The 22,221-nt window shown below is 70.6% G+C and carries 20 protein-coding genes; 10 read left to right on the forward strand and 10 right to left on the reverse strand.

From position 1 onward, the window contains the following. Positions 1–62 precede the first annotated feature (62 nt). The 4 genes from QUY26_RS16355 to hemL form a co-directional block, all read right to left on the reverse strand. Entirely contained in the window at positions 63–641 is a 579-nt protein-coding gene (locus QUY26_RS16355) for a hypothetical protein (protein WP_289947286.1), read from the reverse strand. A 1,300-nt stretch (positions 642–1,941) separates the two neighbouring features. Beyond that, complete coding sequence (locus tag QUY26_RS16360; RefSeq protein WP_289947287.1) at positions 1,942–3,228, reverse strand: hypothetical protein; 1,287 nt, start codon at positions 3,226–3,228, stop codon at positions 1,942–1,944. A gap of 388 nt (positions 3,229–3,616) precedes the next feature. Further along, positions 3,617–4,315 (reverse strand): histidine phosphatase family protein, encoded by a 699-nt coding sequence (locus QUY26_RS16365; RefSeq protein ID WP_289947288.1) that lies wholly within the window; start codon positions 4,313–4,315, stop codon positions 3,617–3,619. Further along, complete coding sequence (gene hemL, locus QUY26_RS16370; protein ID WP_289947290.1) at positions 4,312–5,646, reverse strand: glutamate-1-semialdehyde 2,1-aminomutase; 1,335 nt, start codon at positions 5,644–5,646, stop codon at positions 4,312–4,314. Before hemL ends, QUY26_RS16365 begins: the two co-directional genes overlap by 4 nt. A gap of 208 nt (positions 5,647–5,854) precedes the next feature. Here hemL and QUY26_RS16375 point away from each other — a divergent pair, with 208 nt between their 5' ends. Next, positions 5,855–6,451: a hypothetical protein gene (locus QUY26_RS16375; protein ID WP_289947292.1), complete on the forward strand. Its 597-nt coding sequence runs from the start codon at positions 5,855–5,857 to the stop codon at positions 6,449–6,451. Between the two features lie 64 nt (positions 6,452–6,515). On the opposite strand, the gene QUY26_RS16380 is transcribed toward QUY26_RS16375, so the two are convergent. Continuing rightward, positions 6,516–7,679: a LuxR C-terminal-related transcriptional regulator gene (locus QUY26_RS16380; protein ID WP_289947294.1), complete on the reverse strand. Its 1,164-nt coding sequence runs from the start codon at positions 7,677–7,679 to the stop codon at positions 6,516–6,518. A gap of 191 nt (positions 7,680–7,870) precedes the next feature. On the opposite strand from QUY26_RS16380, the gene QUY26_RS16385 reads away from it, so the two are divergent. Next, a complete protein-coding gene (locus tag QUY26_RS16385; RefSeq protein ID WP_289947297.1) occupies positions 7,871–9,292 on the forward strand; it encodes an FAD/NAD(P)-binding protein in 1,422 nt (473 codons plus the stop codon). An 81-nt stretch (positions 9,293–9,373) separates the two neighbouring features. On the opposite strand, the gene QUY26_RS16390 is transcribed toward QUY26_RS16385, so the two are convergent. Then, complete coding sequence (locus QUY26_RS16390) at positions 9,374–10,849, reverse strand: peptidoglycan D,D-transpeptidase FtsI family protein (protein ID WP_289947299.1); 1,476 nt, start codon at positions 10,847–10,849, stop codon at positions 9,374–9,376. 83 nt (positions 10,850–10,932) lie between these two features. After that, positions 10,933–12,009 carry an alpha/beta hydrolase family esterase gene (locus tag QUY26_RS16395; RefSeq protein WP_289947301.1) on the reverse strand — a complete coding sequence of 359 codons (1,077 nt, stop codon included), beginning with the start codon at positions 12,007–12,009 and terminating at the stop codon, positions 10,933–10,935. A gap of 85 nt (positions 12,010–12,094) precedes the next feature. On the opposite strand from QUY26_RS16395, the gene QUY26_RS16400 reads away from it, so the two are divergent. Both QUY26_RS16400 and QUY26_RS16405 read left to right on the forward strand, forming a co-directional pair. After that, entirely contained in the window at positions 12,095–13,063 is a 969-nt protein-coding gene (locus QUY26_RS16400; RefSeq protein ID WP_289947303.1) for a LysR family transcriptional regulator, read from the forward strand. Further along, a complete protein-coding gene (locus QUY26_RS16405; RefSeq protein ID WP_436840342.1) occupies positions 13,060–13,935 on the forward strand; it encodes a serine hydrolase in 876 nt (291 codons plus the stop codon). The genes QUY26_RS16400 and QUY26_RS16405 overlap by 4 nt, the downstream gene beginning before the upstream one ends. Before the next feature lie 163 nt (positions 13,936–14,098). On the opposite strand, the gene QUY26_RS16410 is transcribed toward QUY26_RS16405, so the two are convergent. After that, positions 14,099–14,758 (reverse strand): TIGR03086 family metal-binding protein, encoded by a 660-nt coding sequence (locus QUY26_RS16410; RefSeq protein WP_289947305.1) that lies wholly within the window; start codon positions 14,756–14,758, stop codon positions 14,099–14,101. A 105-nt stretch (positions 14,759–14,863) separates the two neighbouring features. On the opposite strand from QUY26_RS16410, the gene QUY26_RS16415 reads away from it, so the two are divergent. Both QUY26_RS16415 and QUY26_RS16420 read left to right on the forward strand, forming a co-directional pair. Continuing rightward, positions 14,864–15,742 (forward strand): helix-turn-helix domain-containing protein, encoded by an 879-nt coding sequence (locus tag QUY26_RS16415; protein ID WP_289947307.1) that lies wholly within the window; start codon positions 14,864–14,866, stop codon positions 15,740–15,742. Between the two features lie 83 nt (positions 15,743–15,825). Continuing rightward, positions 15,826–16,371, forward strand: coding sequence for a GNAT family N-acetyltransferase (locus QUY26_RS16420; protein WP_289947309.1), 546 nt, complete (start codon positions 15,826–15,828; stop codon positions 16,369–16,371). A gap of 26 nt (positions 16,372–16,397) precedes the next feature. Here QUY26_RS16420 and QUY26_RS16425 read toward each other — a convergent pair whose 3' ends face one another. Further along, positions 16,398–16,865: a hypothetical protein gene (locus tag QUY26_RS16425; protein ID WP_289947314.1), complete on the reverse strand. Its 468-nt coding sequence runs from the start codon at positions 16,863–16,865 to the stop codon at positions 16,398–16,400. A gap of 336 nt (positions 16,866–17,201) precedes the next feature. Here QUY26_RS16425 and QUY26_RS16430 point away from each other — a divergent pair, with 336 nt between their 5' ends. Together QUY26_RS16430 and QUY26_RS16435 are read left to right on the forward strand one after the other, a co-directional pair. Next, on the forward strand, positions 17,202–17,981 hold the full coding sequence (locus QUY26_RS16430; protein ID WP_289947316.1) for an SDR family NAD(P)-dependent oxidoreductase: 780 nt from the start codon (positions 17,202–17,204) through the stop codon (positions 17,979–17,981). Then, complete coding sequence (locus QUY26_RS16435; RefSeq protein ID WP_289947318.1) at positions 17,978–18,187, forward strand: hypothetical protein; 210 nt, start codon at positions 17,978–17,980, stop codon at positions 18,185–18,187. Before QUY26_RS16430 ends, QUY26_RS16435 begins: the two co-directional genes overlap by 4 nt. A 309-nt stretch (positions 18,188–18,496) precedes the next feature. Here the strand turns inward: QUY26_RS16435 and QUY26_RS16440 are convergent, their stop codons facing one another. Beyond that, positions 18,497–19,690, reverse strand: a complete 1,194-nt coding sequence (locus tag QUY26_RS16440) for an RtcB family protein (protein WP_289947321.1) — start codon at positions 19,688–19,690, stop codon at positions 18,497–18,499. Positions 19,691–19,913: 223 nt separating this feature from the next. Between QUY26_RS16440 and QUY26_RS16445 the strand changes: the two genes are divergently transcribed. Beyond that, positions 19,914–20,879, forward strand: coding sequence for a DUF3558 domain-containing protein (locus QUY26_RS16445; protein WP_289947322.1), 966 nt, complete (start codon positions 19,914–19,916; stop codon positions 20,877–20,879). A 124-nt stretch (positions 20,880–21,003) separates the two neighbouring features. Beyond that, complete coding sequence (locus tag QUY26_RS16450) at positions 21,004–21,897, forward strand: DUF3558 domain-containing protein (RefSeq protein ID WP_289947325.1); 894 nt, start codon at positions 21,004–21,006, stop codon at positions 21,895–21,897. Positions 21,898–22,221: the final 324 nt, after the last annotated feature.

Genomic DNA, 22,221 nt, shown 5'->3' on the forward strand with positions numbered 1-22,221 from the left:
AGCACACCATGGTGGCCACAGGCCGAGCAAACCTGACTGTCGGCTCGAACCGGTCGGCCGTGTCATGCGGGCCATGGCCCGGTTCTTGGTTCCTTCTCCCTGCGGGGCAGCTCTCGCTGAGCCTTCTTGAGCGCCTTCTCGACGCGTCGGAGGAACCTGTGGCGATCGATCTTCATGCCGCCGGACAGGACCGCGAAGCGCGTCAGGCCTATGTCGGTACCGGGCTGTGTACCCGGCGGCGCGCATGCGGTGCGCGTCAACGACGGCGACGGTTCAATGCCGAAGGATGCGAAAATCCGAACCGCGCCATCCCTGACAACCGTGGCCTCGGACGGCACTGAGGCAAACCTGCGAGACCAGGCGAAGAAATTGCGGTACGCAGACTCGGCGCCACGCAAGGATTTCCGGAGCAGGACGGAGGAGTCTTCCGCGATCCAGACGCGTTCCAGCTGTCCTTTCGCCTCGGCAGTCAAAGCAGGGAAGAGCAGATCGAGCGAAGCATAGGGAAAATTCTCCGTGTGGGCGTCGCAGCAGGCATGCGCTGCGTCGTCAAAAACAAAACGGGCACGCCCGAACGCCCGCACTAGCGCACGGGACCGGACAGACTCCGAGTGCAGATGAAACGCATGCCGGAGCTGCATGTGGCTGATCTTATGAGTGAGACACGCGCTCGAGCGCGGGGAACCCGCACCCCCTCTTATTCTGACTTAAGGAAATCTCGAGCATTGCATTTCTTGCGCGTTCCAGCTCCATCGGGAGTACGATTCGGGCGCTACGCCCCCTAATTCCGCTCCGCTTCGCGTCACGGCTACGATACTCACCTTCCCCTGCGACCTAAAGGCCGGAGCCGAGAATAAATCCCGGCAGAAAGCAGAAATGGCTAACCAAGGCTATGAGCATGCTGCGTCCTGAATGCAACCATCCTGACGATCACACAAGTGACAGACGGCTAGTGTTACGACCGCGCTGGTTCGCGGTGACGTCAACGTGTTCGGCGCGCTACCGGCAGGCGATGATGATGGCCTCGGCCAGCGGGAACGACGAGGACACGGTCCGGACGTGATCCACCGGTTCAACGAGATCAGCCTGGTCCGCCTGACCCCTCGGAGGACTTCGTCATCCAGACGAGCGCAGTCAGCCTGCACCGTGAACAACGCAGTCACCTACAGCGCCCACCCCGGACCACAGGAGCAGCATCAAGCGCTCCGATTCAAATACCCACGACCAACAGGTCCAGCCACCACTAAGCTGCCATCGATCTTTACACAGAGAAACGGCCCACCCGTGATAATGGTGTGGACCGTCTCGCTGATCCTTCTATTACGACTTGACCTTCTTCACGTCAGAGCACTGATAGAAAGACGTCCCCTTACCTACGCATATCCAGAATGTGTAGGTCTTATTCTCAGGAAGGTTTCCGCCGACCCTCTTGATGTATGGCGCTTTATGGCCACTGGTGCTCGCTTTCCGGACCGGGCTAGTGCCAAGAAAGGCATCGATCCGGTATCCATCCGAACGAACATCCGTCGCTTTCAGGGTATCTCCGTTAGCTACCCAATTCCCTTGACCAGCCACGCGTCCGTCGATGTATGCCGATATCGCGTTCGACCCATACCAAAATTTGACGTCGGGCGCGGCGGCGGCACTATTTGCCCCCACAGTCATCGCACTCCCAGCCAAGATGGCAGTCGCCGCGAGTACAGATCCGGCACGCTTGCACAGAGAAGTCTTCACGTTCCCCCCTCTACACGAGAATCAATGGTCGCCAAGATCATACGTGAAGTCGACCCGAAAAGCGAGCACAACACCAGAAATGGGGGAAGTGCCAGATTCAAGCGACTACGCCTTGCGACACTGCCCAGCCGGGAATCGAACCCATACGGCAAATGCGACATTACTGACAAACAGCATTATTTCGGTATCTTCAGAATGCCCATCCTGTTAAGCCGCGTTGCCGGTGTCCTTCTCGGCGTCGCCCTGGCTGGCCGACGAGCCACCCGACAGGTAGCTCTTCCAGCCACCGGCCGGCTTCTGGCCGACCTCGAGGCCGCGCAGCTTGGCGAGGACCTCGGGCTTCTGCACGTCCAGCCAGTCCACGAACTGCTTGAAGGACACCAGGCGTACGTCCTTCTTCCCGGCCATGCCCTTGAGGGCCTCCTCGACGGCGTCCATGTAGATGCCGCCGTTCCACTCCTCGAAGTGGTTGCCGATGAAGAAGGGCGCCCGGTTGGACTCGTAGGCGCGCTCGAAGCCCTTGAGGTAGGCCTGGGTGGCCTGCTTGCGCCAGCCCGGGTAGTTGGACGGCGGGGCCTTCGTGGAGTTCTTCGACTGGTTGGCGAGGATGTTGTAGTCCATCGAGAGGACCTCGAAGGTGTGGCCGGGGAACGGCACGGCCTGCAGCGGCAGGTCCCAGATGCCCATCTTCTTGTCCGGCCACTTCTGGCGGCCGCCCGGCGAGGAGGCGTCGTAGCGCCAGCCGAGCTTCTTGGCGGTCGGCAGCAGGTTGTCCTGGCCGAGCAGGCAGGGGGTGCGGCCGCCGACGAGTTCCTTCTCGTAGTCGAAGGGCAGCGGCTCCAGGTCCTTCCAGCCGGTGTTGGTGCGCCACTTCGTCACGAACGACTTCGCCTGGTCGATCTCGGACTGCCACTGGGCGGGCGTCCAGTTGGCCACGGAGCCGGTGCCCGCGCAGAAGTGGCCGTTGAAGTGCGTGCCTATCTCATGGCCCTCCAGCCAGGCCTGGCGCACGTACTTCAGCGTGTCCTTGATGTGGCCGTCGGTGAGGTAGCCGATGTCGGAGGCGCCGACGGCGTTGTTCGGCGGCCGGTAGAGCCGCTTCTTGGACTCGGGGAGCAGATACAGACCGGAGAGGAAGAACGTCATCCCCGCGTCGTGTTCCTTCGCCAGCTTCAAAAAGCGCGGGAACAGACCGTTGCCGACCTCACCGGCGCCGTCCCAGGAGAAGACGACGAACTGCGGCGGGGTCTCGCCGGGCTCCAGCGGGCGCGGCTTCTCGGGCTGGTTCGGCTGCTTGCCGGTGAAGGCCGTGGAACCGTCGCCGATCGGCTTGGCCGGGCGGCTCGGCGTACCCGGCTTGCCGGCGTCCTTGCCGTTGTCCGCCGCCGGTCCCGAGTCGCCGGAACCGGAACCGCAGGCCGAAAGGCCGATGGCCGCCGCCGCGCCGGCACCCAGGCCGAGCGCGCCCCGGCGACTCAGGGAGGTCCGGCGCATCGCCGGTACTCCACGTCCCCGGTCCGTGCGGCTGTCGTCGCGCATTCCAACCCCAATCCTCGCGCTTTTGGTCCTCCTGGCTGAAGGACAACCCCTTAGAGGGTGCGACGAAGACACGGGTTCCGAACAGGAGCAGCAATATGGGGTCTATTACAGAGAAGAGACATTCGGCGCCATAGGGTGTCCGCGCAATTACCCGGCGCACACAGCGAACGCACAGGCAACGGATAGCGAACACCCGGCGTGACGGGGACACCCCGAAAGGAGCGCGGGCAGGGGGCGCGCCCCGAAAGGGGCGCGGGGAACTGCGCGACCAGCCACAACGATCCCGCAGATCCCCACGAATACAAGCCCCCTCGAACCCCGCCCTACCGGCACAGCGCAAGCGTCACGCGCCGAATGCCTTGCTCTTCCCCTTCACCGGCTTGGCGCCCGCGAGAAGGTGCTTGGGGACAAGATCTCGGGCAGGTTCCGAGTAACCAACGGAAACGATCTTGTCGCCGCGATAGGTGAACGTCGTCAAAGAGGCGAGCGTGCACTGCCGCTTGCGCGGGTCGTGCCAAAGGCGCCGCTTCTCCACGAAGCTGCGCACGATCCAGATCGGCAGCTGGTGGCTCACGCACACGGCCTCGTGCCCGCGCGCGGCGTCCTTGGCCGCGTCGAGGGCGCCCATCATCCGCACGACCTGCTCGACGTACGGCTCGCCCCAGGACGGCTTGAACGGGTTGACCAGGTGCTTCCAGTTCTCCGGGTTCTTCAGGGCGCCGTCGCCGACCCCGAAGGTCTTGCCCTCGAAGACGTTCTCGGCCTCGATGAGCCGCGCGTCGGTCGCCAGGTCGAGGCCGTGTGCCTTGGCGATGGGGGTCGCGGTCTCCTGCGCCCGGTCCAGGGGGGAGGCCACGACGTGCGTGACGTCCCTGGTGGACAGGTGCTCGGCGACGCGGTCGGCCATCTGCCGGCCGAGTTCGGAGAGGTGGTAGCCGGGAAGGCGGCCGTAGAGGATGCCGTCGGGGTTGTGCACCTCGCCGTGGCGCATCAGGTGGACGACGGTGATCTCATTGCCCGCACTGGTGCTGCCCGCGGTCATGCGGTGGCCTCCGGGGAGTTCGTGGCTTCGGCCGCCGCGCGCGCGGCGGCCGGCAGGGCGGCGGCGACGCGCTCGACGGCACGCTCGTCGTGGGTGGTGGAAAGGAACCAGGACTCGAAGGCCGACGGCGGCAGATAGACGCCCTGCGACAGCATCGAGTGGAAGAACGCGGTGAAGCGGAACGACTCCTGGGACTTGGCGTCCTCGTAATTCCGCACCTCACGGTCGGTGAAGAACACGGAGAACATATTCGAGGCGTTCTGTACGCGGTGCGCGACGCCTTCCTTGTTCAGCGCCTCGCTCACCAGGCCGCGCAGTTCCGCGGAGACGGCGTCCACCTTCTCGTACGCCGCGTCGTCAAGGAGGCGCAACTGCGCGAGACCGGCGGCCGTGGCGACGGGATTCCCGGACAGCGTGCCCGCCTGATAAACGGGGCCGACCGGCGCGAGATGACCCATGACATCGGCGCGCCCACCGAAAGCGGCCGCCGGGAATCCACCACCCATGACCTTTCCGAACGTCATGAGATCGGGCGCCACCCCGTCAACTCCGAACCATCCGGCTTTACTTGTCCGGAATCCGGTCATGACCTCGTCGGAGATGTACAGCGCGCCGTTCTTCGCGCACGCGGACTTGAGGCCCTCGTTGAAGCCGGGGCGCGGCGGCACGACGCCCATGTTCCCGGGCGAGGCCTCCGTGATCACGCAGGCGATCTCGCCCGGGTGGTTGTGGAAGGCCTCGTGCACGGCCTCCAGGTCGTTGTACGGAAGGACGATGGTGTCGCCCGCCTGGGCGCCCGTGACGCCCGGCGTGTCCGGCAGGCCGAGGGTCGCGACGCCCGACCCGGCCGAGGCCAGGAGCGCGTCCACGTGCCCGTGGTAGCACCCGGCGAACTTGATCACCTTGGCGCGCCCGGTGAAGCCGCGGGCCAGCCGGATGGCGGACATGGTCGCCTCGGTGCCGCTGGAGACGAGGCGGACCTGCTCGACCGGGGCGACCCGGTCGACGATCTCCTCGGCGAGGGCGACCTCGCCCTCGCCCGGCGTGCCGAAGGAGGTGCCGCGCGCGACGGCCTCCTGGACGGCGGCGGTGACCTCGGGATGGGAGTGCCCGAGGATCATGGGTCCCCATGAACACACGAGGTCCACGTACTCGCGGCCATCGGCATCCGTCAGGTACGGACCGGTACCGGACACCATGAAACGGGGCGTACCGCCCACGGCGCGGAAGGCGCGTACGGGCGAGTTCACACCGCCGGGCGTCACGGCCGCCGCACGGTCGAAAAGAGTCTGCGAAACTGGGGCGCTATACGGGAAGCTCACATGAACCATGGTGTCAGAGGGTCCGGACGTCGTGGCCGGGCCTCCTGTGCGGCGGTTTTCCACGCTGTCGGCCTCGCCGTGGGGCTGTTGTGCGGAAATCCTGTGGACTGGTGTTTCACCCCACGTTTCGGCGGGTGACCGTGGGGGAGGTCACTGACACGATGATCGGGTTGCGCGGCGGGGTCCGCGCGCTCTAGAAAAGCAGTCGGGTGGAGATATGCAGCGCGGTGGCGGACTGGGCGAGGGGACCGACGGCCTGGGTCCCCGGCGTGCCCGGCGGGGCAAGCACCGGCGAGAGGCAGAGGCGGCCTTGGCCCCCGAGCAGCGGACGCCGGACAGGGTGCAGCGTGAGCAGGCGGGAAACAGGAGCGGCGGGGTGGGGGTGACCTACAAATACTTCGGCGCCCCTGACGGTGCCACGGCGGCCAGGGTCCCCATCTCGATGCGCCCCGAGGAGCTCGGCGGCGACGAGCTGGGCATGGGCGGCATGTTCACCAAGATCAAGCCGGAGACGATGGCCGCGATGGTCCTGACCGGCATCGAGGGCATACCCCTGCACAAGGTCCCCCCGCTGGAGCTGGTCGTCCTCCACCCCGACTACGCCGTCGTCAAGCTCCCCATGACGGTCGTCGACCCGCTGCGCGGCATCGGCGAGGAGTCCGTCGGCGCGGCGGCCTTCATCTGGTCCACGGTCCCCGACCGCGGCGGCCCCCGGGACGCCTTCAACGTCTACCAACTCCTGCACGAGTGGCAGGACTTCAGCCACCGCCTGCACGACGCGGGGCATCAGGCGTACTGCCTGGTGTGGCCCTGAGCTGATCGCTCGGCATGGCCCTGGCCTGATCGCTCGGCATGGCTCTGGCCTGCCCCTCTGCGGGCTACCGTCGGGGCTCTCCCCCGGCGCGGTAGTGCTCGGCGAACAGCCGCGCGACGAGTTCGCCCCGGCTGGAGACCTCCGCCTTGCCGAAGACGGCCTTGAGGTGGTCGCGCACGGTGTGCGGGGAGATGAACAGCGTCGCCGCGATCTCGGCGGTGGGCAGCCCCCGCGTGACGAGCTGAGTGATCTGCAGCTCACGCGGCGTCAGACCGTACGCCTCGGCGACGAGGACCGCCCGGTCGGCGGCCGCCGCCGGTTCGATGACGACCGCCACCGGACCGGACTGCCCGGCCGGGCCACTGAGGCAGGACGCGTGGCAGGTCAGCCAGCACCCGTCGACGGTCCGGATGCGTGTCCGCGCGCCGCCCGTCCGCTCCCGGCCCCGGGCGATCGCGCGGGCCTGCAGCGCGGTGGCGACCAGCCAGATCGGCACCCTCAGCCCCAACTGCGAGGGGACGGAGGGGCCTTCGGGGAGCCGTGAGAGGTGCTGCCGAGCCTCCTCGTTGATCGAGGCCGGTTCACCGGAGGGGTCGAAGAGCACCAGCCCGGGCGCGGGCGCGTCGGTGGGGCCGTCGGACGCGGACGGGCGGGCGAACCGGCGCAGCCGCGAGGCCAGCGGAGCGGACAGGCCGGCGAGCAGAGTGATCTCGTCCTCGCGGAACGGGGCGCCATCGCCCATGCGGAACAGGCTGATCACGGCCCATGGCCGGTCGCCGACCCGCAGGACGGCCCGCAGTTCGTCGCCCACGCCCTGGCTGCCGAGCAGTCGGCGAAAGCGCGCGCTCCGTGCGGGCAGGTCCCCGGTGGCCGCGCGCAGGCCGGCCGTCGGCACGGCGGCACGGGCGAGGTCCCGGAACGGCAGGACGTCCTCCTCCAGGAGTTCGCTCTCCCAGTACGCGGCGCAGCCCTCACCGGAGCCGAGGTTCTCCACCAGCATCGGCGCGGTGATGAGGCCGGTCTCCGGGTCGGTGGCCGCCCACACCGCCGAGTCGAACGGCACGAGCCGTCGCAACTCGGCTGACGTCCGGCTGAAGAGGTCGTGCGTGCCGGTGGCCCGGTCCGCGCCTGAAAGCACCTTGGTGTGCGCGGACAGCACCTTGGTGCGAGCGGACAGCACCTTGGTGCGAGCGGTCAGCACCTCGTCGTGGCGACGCGCAGCGGACATGGAGACACCCCCGTGTTCTGGACGCGGACCAGCGTGCCCGTCCTCCCGTCCCGCACCAACCCCCTGTTCGAGGGGGTCGTTCCCGGGCCGGTCACCGCTCGCGGGGGATGGGGCCCCGCACCGGGAGCGGCAAGGCTCGAAGAGGCCGCGGCTTCCATTCGACCGCGGCTCACGACGTGAAGGGGAAGAGCGTGGACATCGCCGTCGTCGGAGCGGGTGCCGCCGCGGTCGGCCTGCTGGACACACTGGCGGCCACCGCCGACAGACCGGGGACCATCACGGTGTTCGAGCCGTCCCCGCAGCTCTGGCGGGGCCGCCCGTACGGGCCGGACCTGGACACGGTGCTGGTCAACTCGCCACCGGCCCTCATGTCGATCCGTCACTCGGACTTCGGGCACTACGCGGCCTGGCTGGGCCCGCGCGGCACCGCCCACCTCGATGAACGGCTCGGCCAACCACTGGTCCCGCGCGCGCTCTACGGCTCGTACCTCGCCCACACCGCGGAGACGGCGTCGGCGGCCCTGAGCGCGAACGGCTGGCAGGTCCGCGTCGTCGTCGGCCGCGTCACCGGCGCCACCCGGCGCGGAGCCCGCTGGTCGCTGCGCACCCAGGACGGACGCGCGCACGAGGCCGACCACGTGGCCCTGTGCGTGGGCGGGGGAACGCCGCGGGACCACTACGGCCTCGACGGCGCCCCGGGGTACGTGAACGATCCGTATCCGCTGGCCCGCGCACTCGAACGGGTTCCGCTCAGCAGCAGCGTCACGGTCATCGGGACCGGCCTCACCGCGGTCGACGTCGTCGTGTCGCTCGCCGCACGCGGACACACCGGGCCGATCACGCTGCTGTCCCGCAGTGGCGTGCTGCCCCACGTGTGGCAGCGCCCGCTCGGCCACCGGCCGCGACAGCTGACCGTCGAGCGGGTGGCGGCGCTGCACCGGGACCGCGGTGCCGTCACCCTCGATGACCTCGTCGGGCTGCTGAGCTCGGAACTGGCCGAGGCAGGAGAGGACTTCGGCGAACTCGTGGCCGATCTCCTCGCGACCGGGACCGAAGATCCGGTACGGCGCCTGCGGAAGCACCTGGCCGCCGTCGAGGATCCTGGGCGCGGCCGCCGACTCCTCCAGGAAACGGCGCACAGCGTGGGCCCGTACGCGTGGCGACTGCTCTCCGAGCCCGACCGCGCCCGGCTGCTGCGTCACTTCCGCACGGCGACGAGCGTGGCCTCGCCGATGGTGCCGGTGAACGCCGCCACCCTGATGCGGCTGGCGGACGCCGGGCAGCTCACCGTCGTCGCGGGCGTCCGCGGGATCGAGGCGTCGGACGGCGGGTTCCGGGTGCACGGCAACCACGGGGACAGCGCATCTGACGTCGTCGTCAACGCCGTGAACCCGCCCCCGCACGCGATCCCGCGGGCAGCCGGACCGCTGGTCACCGCCCTGCTGGCCGACGGCTCCGCGGAACCGCACCCGGCCGGCGGTCTGGTTCCGGCCGACCCGCGCCTGCACGTGGTGGGAGACCTCGCCGGGGGCGGTTCGTTCCTCACGTCCAGCATCCCGGGCACGGCGGCCCGGGCCGCGCACGCGATCGTCGCCCCGGGACCCGGTCAGTAGTCGCCCCGGGACCCGGTCAGTAACGGTCCTGGTCCCGGTCAGGACGACTTCAGGGCGCCAGGACTTCAGGGCTTCAGGGCTTCAGGACTTCTTCAGGACCGCCTTCATCACCGCCTTGGCGATCGGCGCGCCCAGCTTGCCGCCCGCGATCTCGGAGCGGGTGATGTCCATGTCCTCGGGGTCGACGAGCACCGCGACCGCCACCGGTGACGTGCCGTCGGACTGCTTGGCGTAGGACACGAACCACGCGTACGGCCGCTGGTCGCGCACGTTCGAGCCGTGCTGCGCGGTGCCGGGCTTGCCGCCGACGGTGACGCCGTCGATGGCCACCTTGTCGCCGGTGCCGTCGGTGACCGTGTACTCCATCATCTCCTGCACCTTGCGCGCCGTCTCCGGCGAGACGGCCTGCTCCATCTCCTCCGGCTCCGTCTTCTCGACCGTCGAGAGGTCGGCGCCGCGCAACTCCTCGACCAGGTACGGCTTCATGAGCTTGCCGTCGTTGGCGAGGCCCGCGGTGACCATGGCCATCTGGAACGGCGTGGTGGTGACGCTGCCCTGGCCCATGCCGGTGAGCGCCGTCCCCGGCTTGTCCGGCTTCTCCGGGTAGCCGCTCGCGGCCGTCCGTACGGGCATGAACTGCTCTTCGTTGAAGCCGAACCGCTCCGCCGTCTCCCGCATCTTGTCCTTGCCGGTCCTGAGCGCCGCGTCCAGGAAGACGTTGTTGCACGACCACTGCATCGCGGTCTTCATCGACACCTTGTCGCACATGTCGTTCGGCACGACGTTGCCGATCTCCGTCGAACTCTGCGGCAGCCGGTAGGGGGCCCGCGCACGGGACCGCGTGTCGATGTCGTCGACCGTGCCGTGCTCCAGGGCTGCCGCCGCGGTGAGGATCTTGAAGGTCGAGCCCGGCGGGTACGCCTCACGGAACGCCCGGCTGTTGAGCGGCTTGGCCTTGTCCTTGCTGAGCTTCTCGAACGCCCGGCCGTCCTTGCCGGAGATCCCCGAGAACACCGACGGGTCGTACGAGGGCGTGCTCGCGAGCGCCAGGATCTTCCCGGTGCGCGGGTCGATGGCGACCACCGCGCCCTTGGCGTCCAGGTCGGTCAGGCCCTTGTAGGCGGCCTTCTGCGCCTTCGGGTCGATGGTCGTGACCACGTCGCCGCCCTTGGGCCGCTCACCGGTCAGGGTGTCGAGGGGCGAGCCCAGCAGCCTGCTGTCCCTGCCCGTGAGCAGGTCGTTGTGCACGCCCTCCAGGAACGTCTGGCCCTGGGACTGCGAGAAGAAGCCGGTGACCGGCGCGTACATCGGGCCGTCCTTGTAGACCCGCTTGTACTTGAAGTCCGATCCCGGCGTGGTCACGGAACCCGTGACGGCCTCGCCGCCCACGATGATGTCACCGCGCGGCTGGCCGAAGTCGGCTATCTTCACGCGCCGGTTCTGCTCGTGCTCGGCGAGGGTCTGGGCGCTGACGAACTGCACCCAGGTCGCGCGCACGAGGAGGGCGAGGACGAGCAGCCCGCAGAAGACGGCTGCGCGGCGGACGGTCTTGTTCATCGGTCGCTCTCGTTTTCGCTCTCGTTCATCGGTCGCTCTCGTAGTCGCTCTCGTTCATCGGTCGCCCTCGTAGTCGCTCTCGTTCATCGTCTGCTGCGCTCCTGGTTCTTGGCCGCCCCGTGCGGGGGCCGCGGGCTCTGGTCGGTGAGGAAGCCGAGGACGGTGCCGGTGGTGTCCAGCGCCTTGCTGGCCGGGCCGAAGCCCTTGGGCGGGGTGACGCGCGTTCCGGGCCAGGTGTGACCGGCGTCGCGCACGACGAGGAGTTCGACGGGGACCGTGCCGGGGCCGGGACGCCACACGGTGCGGTCGTAGCCCTTGCGGGACTGCTCGGCCGGGGGCTTCGTACGACCGGCCGTGGCAAAGGCCTTGACGCTCGAGCGGGCCGACTTGGTTGCCATGATGGGCTCCTGGCCCTTGGGGGCGGGCCCGGGCCGGGCCAGGCCCGTGACCGGACGCACCGGGTCCTTGGCGCCGTAGACCACCATCACCGGCACCGGCCCCTTCGGCCGCACCTCGTCCCGCCCGGTGGGCAGCTGCCCCGCGACCGACACCGCCCCCGCCACCAGCTTCGGCCGGTCCGCCGCCACCCGCAGCGCCATCGAGCCGCCGTTGGAGAACCCCACGACGTACACCCGCCGGGGGTCGGCCCGCTCCGTGCGGACCAGCTTGTCGACCAGGGCCTGCGTGAAGCGCACGTCGGCGTCGGGGTCCGGGCGCAGCCGGGACGGCGCGGTGCCCGCGCCCCACGTCTTGCGCAGGGCCTCCGGGTAGGCGACCAGCATCCCGCGCGCCTTGGCGGCCTCGTTCAGGCCGGTCAGCTCGCGCATCTCGGCGGGGTCGGCGCCGCGGCCGTGGAAGGCGACGACGAGCGGGCGCGGGCCCGAGCCGGGCGCGGTGGGCTTGTGCAGCAGGTAGTCGCGGGTGGTGCCGTCCACGCGCAGCCGCTCGCGGGTGTCGGCGGCGGCCGACGGCTTCGCGGAGTGCGAGGACTGCGGGGACTTCGAGGACTTCGAGGACGTGGCGGAGTCGGACCCGGAGTCGGATGCGTCGGCGCAGCCCGCCGTGAGGGCGAGGCCCACGACGAGGACACCGGACCAGCGGCGCACGGCACTCCGACGACGTACACGAGCGGAGGCGGGCCGTACCGAAGAGAGCGTCATACCGGGAGCAGATCAGCGCCGGGCCCCCTATGTCCAAGTTCGATATCACTCACGTATTCATTAATCTGCGATATCGTCGCTGCTCGTGGACCTGATGCGGCACCTGGAGTGCTTTGTGGCTGTTGCGGAAGAGTCACATTTCGGTCGGGCCGCCGAACGCCTCGGCATGGCCCAGCCGCCCCTGTCGCAACGCGTCCAGCGTCTGGAGCGCCACCTCGGCGTGCGTCTCTTCGAGCGCACCAGCAGGCAGGTCACCATCACCAAGGCCGGGACACTCCTCCTCGACGAGGCCCGCGAACTGCTCGCCCGTTCCGAGGCGCTGCTCGCCACCGCCCGCCGCATCCGCGACGGCGAGAGCGGCCTGCTGCGCGCCGCGCTCCCGCCGGACATCGCGGGCGAGACCGTCGCCGCCCTCCTCGCCGACTTCCGCCGCCACCACGCGGGCGTCGAGCTGGAGCTGCGCGAGCTGACCACCACCCAGCAGCTCGCCCAGCTCACCGCGCACGACCTGGACGTCGGCCTCATCCACCACCCGTGCGACGTCACCGGCCTCGAACTCGGCCCGGTGCTGCGCCGCGAGGTCGGCGTGCTGCTGCCGCGCGGCGCCCCCGCCGCCGCGCTCGCCGAGGTCCCGCTGACCGCCCTCAGCGGCTACGACCTGGTCCTCTTCCACCGCAGCGCCGCCCCCGCCCTGCACGACGACCTGCTCACCACCTGTGCCCGCGACGGCTACACCCCCACCGCCGTCCGGCACGGCCAGGGCGCCAGCTTCGTGCGCGGCCTGATCCTGTCCTCGCACGCCGTCGCCTTCAGCCCCAAGGACGCCCACCCCGCCCCGCCCCCGGGCACCGAGCCCGACATCGTGTGGCGGCCGCTCGCCGGCGCCCCGCTGGCCTGGCGGCACTCGGTGGCCTGGCCGAAGGGGCGCGGCGACACCGCGGTGGTGGCGTTCGCCGAAGCGGTCACGCGCGCCCTGCACGACACCGCCGCCCTGACCGCCGACGCGCCCCCGCGTCCGCTCCATCTGCGTCCGACCGCGGAGTACTGGCTGTGACCACGACCCCCATCCGTCTCCAGGACGCGTTCGCCGAAGCCGGCGTCACGGGCCGGCTGCACGCCGTCGACATCGACTCCGGCGCGGAGGTCGGCGTCGGCGCCGACCAGCCCGTCGTCACCGCGAGCGTCCACAAGCTGTGCGTCCTCGTCACGCTGCACGAGCAGGCCGCGGCGGGCCGCCTCGACCTCACCGAGCAGATCGAGTGCCCGCCCGCCGACCGCACGTCCGGCCCGACCGGGCTCGCCGCGATGCTCGACCCCGTACGGATGTCCCTGCGCGACGCCGCGTACCTGATGATGGCCGTCAGCGACAACACCGCCGCCGAACTCCTCCTCGGCCGCGTCGGCCTGGACGCCGTCAACGCCACCACGGCCCGCCTCGGACTCGCCCGCACCCGCGCCGTGCACAGCTTCCGCGAGATGTTCGCGTCCATGCGCGAGGACGCGGGCCCCGGCGGCGCCCAGGCCCTGACCGACCCCTACGTCATCGCACGGCTGCGCGCCCTCGACCCCGCCCGCACCAACCACAGCACCCCGCGCGACATGACGCGCCTGCTCGGCGCGGTCTGGCGGGACGAGGCCTGCACCCCCGAACACGGCGCCGCCATGCGTCGCGTCCTCGGCCTCCAGGTCTGGCCGCACCGCCTCGCCGCGGGATTCCCCTTCGACGACGTCCACGTCGCGGGCAAGACCGGCAGCCTGCCGACCGTCCGCAACGAGGTCGGCGTCGTCGAGTACCCCGACGGCGGCCGCTACGCCGTCGCCGTCTTCACCCGCGCCGCCCGCACCGCGGCCACGCTGCCGTCGGCGGACGCGGTCATCGGGACGGCGGCGCGGATCGCGGTGGAGGCGCTGCGGGCGCCGTCGTGAGGGCGGGCTCGGCCCGGTTCATGAGGACGGGCTCGGCCCGGTTCATGAGGACGGGCTCGGCCCGGTTCATGAGGGCGGGCTCGGCCCGGTTCATGAGGGCGGGCTCAGGTCCAGGCGGACGCCGTTCATGAGGGCGGGCGCGGCCCGGTCGTGGGGGGCGGGCTCAGGTCCAGTGGGGGTCCCGCCCCGTCGCCGCGAGCAGCCGGTCGAAGTCCGACGCGTCCTCACGCACCGGCACCGGCTCCCCGAGGACACCCATCGCACGGGCCGTGGGGGCCAGCTCGTCGACGGCCGCGCGCAGGGCGGCCACGACATCCGGTACGCCGACATCCGGTACACCGACATCGGGTACGCCGACATCCCGTGCTCCGGCATCCGGTGCGCCGCTCGCGGGCGCCTCGTCCGTCCCGTACGCCTGGCCGGTCGCGCGGGCCAGGTCCCAGGCGTGCACCGTCAGATCGAGCAGGACCATCGAACCGACCGTCCGCGCGGGCATGTTCATCGCGCCGGTCGTACCCTCGTCGGCCCCGGGCTCGGACCAGGCGGCCACCACTTTCTCCGTCTCCGCCGCGAACCGCTCGCGCCAGTCGTCGCCCTCGGCCACGTAGTCGGGTGTGTCCCCGCCGAAGTCGGCGTTCCGTTTGGCGGCAAGCTCCTGGAACTGCACCACCACGTGGAAGAGGTGGTTCACCAGGGCGCGTACGTCGTACTCGGCGCAGGGCGTGCGGGCGCCGAGGCGGTCGTCGGGGAGGTTCCGCACCACGGGCAGGGCGTGGGCGGCGGCGACGGCCAGGAGGTCTCCGGTCCTGTGGGTGGTGTTCATGGGACGACGGTAGGCAGCCGGGGCCGGGCCCGTCTTGAACAAACGCGACAGCCCCGAGGGGGCGCGTCCCGGCCCACTGTCAGCGCCCCGCCCTACGATCACGCCATGCCCGGCCCCTCCGCCTCCCCCTCCCCCGCTCCGTCCCCCGGCACCCCCCGCCGCGACACCCGGGGCATCGTCGACCCCTCCGGCCTGCTGACCCGCGTACGTTTCCGACGCCACGCCCCCGCCGAACCGCTCCGCCCCTACCTGGAGCACTACTGGCTGATCGACTGGGACCTCACCGAGCCCTACGTGACGCACGTGGTGCCGCACCCGTCGGTGAACGTCGTCTTCCAAGACCTGCCGGGGCGCGAGCCCTTCGGGGAGATCGCGGGCGTCGGCCTCGGTCTGTTCACCAAGGAGCTGGCCGGGCACGGGCGGGTGTGCGGGGTGCAGTTCCGTCCTGGCGGCTTCCGGCCGTTCGCACCGGGGCGGGCGGTGGCGGAGCTGACGGGGCGGGAGGTGCCCCTGGCCGAGGTGTTCGGGGGCGAGGGGACGAAGAGCGGTGGGACGGGCGCGGCGGACGGCTCGGCCACGGTCGACGCGGTCCTCGGCCCCGACGACGAGCACGCGCGCGTGGCCGCCCTCGACGCCTTCCTGCTGCGCCACGGCCCCGCCCCCGACCCGCAGGCCGACCTCGCCATGGCCCTGGCCGACCGCGTCCGCGCCGACCGCACGATCCGGCGTGTGGGCGACCTGGCGCGCGAGGCGGGCCTTTCGGTGCGGGCGCTGCAACGGCTCTTCTCGGCGTACGTCGGCGTCGGCCCGAAGTGGGTGGTCCTGCGCTACCGCATCCACGAGGCCCTGGAGCGCGCGGAGTCCGCGGCGGCGGTGGACTGGGCGGACCTCGCGGCGGGGCTCGGGTACGCGGACCAGGCGCATCTCGTACGGGACTTCAAGGCGACCGTGGGGGTGCCGCCGACGGCGTACGCGCCGGGCTGAGGCGGGGCGCACCCGGTCGGGCGGCGGGGGCGGCGGCCGTCGGCGCGCCGGGCATTGTCAGACCCCCCGCCTACCGTGAGGTCATGGAGAGAACACAGCCTCAGAATGTCCGGCTCACGCCCTGGTCGGAGGGCGACTTCGAGCTGCTCGTCCGGCACAACTCACCCGAGATGACGGCGCACTTGGGCGGCCCCGAGACGCACGAGAAGCTCCTCGACCGGCACCGCAGGTATCTGGGCCTCGACGACGGCCGCGGGGGCCGGATGTTCCGGATCGCGGCGGGCCCCGAAGGGGCGTCGGCGGGCATCGTCGGCTTCTGGGAGACCCACCACAAGGGCGAGGACGTGTGGGAGGCCGGCTGGGGCGTGGTCCCCGAGTTCCAGGGCCACGGCATCGCGGGCACGGCGGTCCGCCTGGCGGTGGCCGAGGCCCGCCGCGAGGCCCGCCACCGCCACCTGCACGCGTTCCCCTCCGTGACCAACCCGGCGTCCAACGGCGTGTGCCGCAAGGCGGGCTTCACACTGCTCGGCGAGGAGGACATGGAGTACCCGAAGGGGCACTGGATGCGGTGCAACGACTGGCGCCTCGACCTGACGGACACGACGGGGCCGGGACAGGGTCAGGCGTAGCGCGAGTCAGAAGCAGTCGGAAGGGGTCAGAAGTAGTACGAGTCCCCCGTGTCGAGGACGAGCACCGCGTGCTCGTTGTTGTGCGGATTGTGGTCGACGGCGCCGCCGTTCCAGACGGTGCCCACCGTCACCGTCACCTCGCGGGGCGCCCCGCGGAGCCGGACCGCGAGGTGCAGCCGCTCGCCGCGCGCGCCCGCGGGCAGGGCACCCGTGCGGCACAGCACCCCGCGCTCACCGGCCCGCACACAGGTGTCCGGCAGCCGCATGCCGTCCTCCAGGGGCACCGACCAGACGAGGCGGACCGTGGCGCCCGGGACGTCGTCCGGGCCGTGGTTCTCCGGCGTCAGGGAGACCGCCGCGAGCCCCCGCGTCATGGCCACCTGCCCGTGGTACGCGACATCCGCCTCCGGCACCGCGTCCACATCGGCCACGGCGCCCCCGCTCCCCCACAGCACCGCCCCCGCGACCACGGCCCCCACACAGAGCACCCGCACGACTACCTCCACGACACCGCGACCGACACCGGCCCCGACGTCCATCCCGATTCCACGGCGCCACCGACGTCCACGCCACCGGCGCCCACACCAGGGCCATACATGCCACCCACCGCGGCTCCGGACCCGCCGACCCCCCACATGCCACCCTGTTGACCACGCTCACCGCCCGCTCCGTCGCCCCTGCGAGGTCGGCGCCGCCCGTCCGGGCCGGGCGGGGCGCGCCTATGCTGACCGAGGCAGTACGGAACGCACGTACGAAACGAACCCGGCCCACCCCGGGCCGCTCGGCACCACCCGAACCGGCCCGCCCGGCCCGACCCCCAGGGAGCCCGCATGTCCGCCGCCGCAACGCCCCGCAAGCCCGGCATCGCCATCGTCACGGGTGCCAGCGGCGGCATCGGCGCGGCCACGGCCCGCGGCCTCGCGGCGGCCGGGTACCGGGTCGTCCTGACGGCCCGCCGCAAGGACCGCATCGAGGCGCTCGCGGCGGAGCTGACGGAGGCCGGGCACAGCGCCACGGCGTACGAGCTCGACGTCACCGACCGCGCGGCCGTCGACACCTTCGCGACGGCGTTCCGCGAGATCGCGGTCCTGGTGAACAACGCGGGCGGCGCGCTCGGCGCCGACCCCGTCTCGACCGGCGACCCGGCGGACTGGCGCCAGATGTACGAGACGAACGTCATCGGCACCCTGAACGTCACCCAGGCCCTGCTCCCCGCCCTCACCGCGAGCGGCGACGGCACCGTGGTCGTCGTCTCGTCCACGGCGGGCCACGGCACGTACGAGGGCGGCGGGGGCTACGTCGCCGCCAAGCACGCCGAGCACGTCCTCGCCGAGACCCTCCGCCTGGAGATCGTCGGCACCCCGGTCCGCGTGATCGAGGTCGCCCCCGGCATGGTCAAGACCGAGGGCTTCGCGCTGACCCGCTTCGGCGGCGACGAGGAGAAGGCCGCGAAGGTCTACGCGGGCGTGGCCGAGCCCCTCACCGCGGACGACGTGGCGGACACGATCACCTGGGCGGTGACCCGCCCGCCGCACGTCAACATCGACCTCCTCGTGGTCCGCCCCCGCGCCCAGGCGTCCAACACGAAGGTCCACCGGGAGCAGCGATGACCTACGCCGCCGACGACCCCGGCACCCCCGGCGGCTCGCCCGACTCCCCGGACCCCCTGGACCGCCTCGTCCACGAGCAGGAGTCCCGCCGCCTCGCCCAGGAGAAGAAGAACGAACGCCTGGTGTGGTGGTACCTCGCGTACTTCCTGTTCGGCATCCACATCGTGGCGTTCGTCATGATCTACGCGGTCATGCACGCGGAGTAGGCGTCCCGCCTTCAGCGGCACCCCGCCCCGGCCCGGACGCGAGCCACCCCCACCGGTGAACGCGTCCTGTCGCCATGCGAGTTGATGTCCGGCCTGCCCAGGCTCAGGCCGACCAACGACCCCGCTGGACACCCGAAAGGGACGGGAGGCTGCTGGCCGCGCCAACGATCAAGCACGCCGCATCAGAGTCGGGTTATTCCCTGAGCGCGTGCCAAGTGCGCCGCTGGAAGCTTCGCAGCGGACTGGTTCAGCAACCCGACTGACATGGGTGGGTGAGGGCACCGGTTTCGGCTGCCCTCACCCAGGCGGTCAGCCCTTGACGCAGATGACCTGCTTCAGCTTGGCCACGGCCTCGACGAGGTCGCGCTGGCTCTCCATCACCCGCTCGATCGACTTGTACGCAGCCGGAATCTCATCCAGGACGCCCGAGTCCTTGCGGCACTCCACGCCTTGGGTCTGCTGTTCCAGATCCTGCACCGTGAAGCGGCGCTTCGCGGCATTGCGGCTCATCCGCCGCCCCGCACCATGCGACGCGGAGTTGAAGGCCGCCTCATTGCCGAGCCCCTTCACGATGTACGAGCTGGTGCCCATCGAGCCGGGGATGATGCCGTATTCACCGGAGCCCGCGCGGATCGCCCCCTTACGGGTGACCAGCAGGTCCATGCCGTCGTACCGCTCCTCCGCCACGTAGTTGTGGTGGCAGGAGATCTCTTGCTCGAAGCTCGGCGCGGCCTTCTTGAACTCCTTGCGCACCACGTCCTTGAAGAGCGCCATCATGAGCGTGCGGTTGTGCTTCGCGTACTCCTGCGCCCAGTACAAGTCGCTCCGGTAGGCCGCCATCTGCGGGGTGTCCGCGACGAACACCGCCAGGTCACGGTCCACCAGGCCCTGGTTGTGCGGCAGGTCGCGGGCCACACCGATGTGATGCTCCGCCAGCTCCTTACCGATGTTCCGCGATCCGGAGTGCAGCATCAGCCAGACCGAACCAGACTCATCGAGACAGAACTCGATCATATGATTCCCGGACCCAAGCGTCCCCATCTGCTTAACGGCTCGCTCCTGACGGAATTTGACCGCATCCGCGACCCCGTCGAACCGCCCCCAGAAGTCGTCCCAGCCTGCCGTCGGCACCCCGTGAAACCGCCCAGGGTCGACGGGGTCCTCATGCATCCCCCGCCCCACCGGAATAGCCTGCTCGATCTTCGACCGCAGTCGCGACAGGTCGTCCGGCAGGTCGGCGGCCGTCAGCGACGTCTTGACCGCCGACATCCCGCAGCCGATGTCGACGCCGACCGCCGCCGGGCACACCGCGCCCTGCAGGGCGATGACGGAGCCGACCGTCGCACCCTTGCCGTAGTGGACGTCCGGCATGACGGCAAGGCCCTTGATCCACGGCAGCGTGGCGACGTTCCGCAGCTGCTGCATCGCGGCGCCCTCGACCGTCTTGGGGTCCGCCCACATCCGGATGGGGACGTTCGCCCCGGGCATCTCTACGTACGACATAGCTTCCTCTTCCCCCCGTACAACTACAAAAGACTTGAAGCGCAAATACCGGTGCCAAGGTCGACGTATGGGATAACGGACCGGCATCCACAGCGGCGCGTGCGATACACATTGTGTCCACCGGCCGTCCGTCGGCGGCAACCGAATAACCAGGCCGGACAGGCTCGGTGGCCCGGCCCGCACGGGCCGGCCGGACCCGTCCACGTCGAGAGGAGCCAGCACGGTGCAGCGGAGGGTCTACGTACCGGGCGCAGCCGCGCTTCTCGTGGCGCTGCTCGCCGGCTGCACCGGCAGCTCGGGGTCCGGTGCGGGCGACGACGGCAAGTCCGGCGACTCCGGCAGCTCCACGGCGGCCGCCGAGCCCGGCAAGTACCGCACGCTGCCCGAGCCCTGCGGCGCGGTCGACGGCTCGACGCTCGACTCGATGCTGCCGGGCATCAAGGACATCGAGGACGCCAAGCAGCGCGAGAAGGCGTACGCGGGCTCCGCCACGGTGACGTACGACACGGACCGGCGCGTGGGCTGCCGCTGGAAGGTCGAGTCTGCGGACGCCACCCACCACCTGCTCGTGAACTTCGAGCGCGTGGTGTCGTACGACGGGACGGTCAGCGACGACACCCGGGCGCAGGAGCTGTACCGGTCGAAGCTGCGGGAGGCGGGCATCCAGGAGCCGCCGCCCTCGGGGTCGGACGAGGACGACGACACGGAGGAGCCCGAGGGCTCGGGAGGCTCCGGGGTCTCCGACGCCCCCAAGGGTTCCGGCAAGCCGGGCAGCTCGGACAAATCAGACGACTCCGGTGAATCCAGCGACTCCGGTGACTCAGAGGGCTCGCCGCGCGCGCAGGGCGCCCCCGCCGCCGCCCATGCCTCCGCCAAGAAGGGCGACGGCGCCGCGACCGACGCTGAGCCCGACGGCGGCGCCGCAGCGGACGAGAGCACCCCCGCCGGATACGAGCCGCGCACCCTGGACGACCTCGGCGACGAGGCGTTCCTGGACGATGTGCTGACCACCGCCGCGTCGGCGACCCGGCAGCGGACCGTGACTGTGGTGTTCCGCACGTCGAACGTGATCGTCACGGTGGCGTACGACGAGCAGCCGGCCCGCAGGACCGAGGTGCCCGACTCCAAGGAAATGCAGGACAACGCGCGCGAGCTGGCGGAAAACCTGGTCGACAGGTTCGACGGCTGAGGGCCGTTCCGAGCGCGTACGGGCTCCCCGGAAGCCGCGTCACCCGCGTCGCACACCGCGTACCGTGGCCCAACGACCCCATCGAACGGCACGGCCGCCCAGAGCGAACACGAGTGAAGGAACCATGCACCGACCCGCACAGCGACAGCGTCAGCGACTCACCCGCGTCCTGGTGGGCGCGGCAGCCGTACCGGTGATCCTCTTCGCCTCCGCCTGCAGCAGCGACTCCGGGTCGGACGGGGACAAGAAGGACAGCGGCGACCAGTCCTCCGCGTCCGCCTCCGGCGGGTCCGAGGGCTCCGGCGGCTCCGGCGACAAGGCGGCGACCGTGGAGAAGGCCGCGTTCGCCAAGCTGCCCGAGCCCTGCGACACGCTCTCGAAGAAGACCCTCGGCGATCTCGTCCCGGCGACGAAGAACAAGTCGGGCAAGACGGGCACGTCGGACGATGTGTCCACGCGCGGCAACTGCACCTGGGACAGCCTCGACAACAACGGCGTCGACGGCTCCCAGTTCCGCTGGCTGCGCGTCTCGCTGAACCGCTTCGAGTCCGACCAGTCCCTCGGCAGCGGCGCCAAGCGCGCCCAGGGCAACTTCACCAAGCAGGTCACGGACGCCCAGGCGGCCAAGGACGCCAAGGGCGTCAAGACCACTCCGGTGCCGGGCGTGGGCGACCAGGCGACGCTGGTCAGCTACGACGTCAAGAAGGAGAAGGACACCTTCAAGCAGCAGACGCTCGTGGCCCGCGTGGAGAACGCGGTCGTGACGGTCGACTACAACGGCGCGGGTCTCGCGGGCGACAAGTCCCCCGACGGGGCGGCCCTCGCCAAGGACACCCAGAAGGCCGCAAAGGAGGCCGTCGCGGCGGTCACGGCGGCGAACAAGGCGGGCGGCGCCCCGGACAAGTCCTCCGACGCCCCCAAGGACGACAAGGACGACAAGGACGACAAGGCCTCCGACGGCTCCGGCGCGAAGCCGGAGAACGACGCGAAGGACGACGCGAAGCCCAAGGGCGAGTAGCCGAAGGGCGAGTAGCCGAACCTTCCTCGCGTACGCGCGCGAGACCGCCACAACTCGCCCCGCGCACCCAGGAGTCACAGGAGCCCGACCGCTCACGCGGCCGGGCTCCTGCCGTGTCCGCGTCCGCGCTGCCTGCCTGCCACACATGCCGCGACTCCTGCTTGCCCTTCGTGGCCTGTTCCAGGACAAGGGCTGACCGCGTTTCTGGCCGGGAGGCCTGCGCGCTTACGTCGGCTCGGGCCCCCGGTTTCCGCACAGAGGGAAGTCACCGTACGAAGTTCGCCCCCCGTCGCAGTGACGGGAAGCCGGCCGTCGTCGTGGCCG

Source organism: Streptomyces flavofungini (assembly GCF_030388665.1).
GTDB lineage: Bacteria > Actinomycetota > Actinomycetes > Streptomycetales > Streptomycetaceae > Streptomyces > Streptomyces flavofungini_A.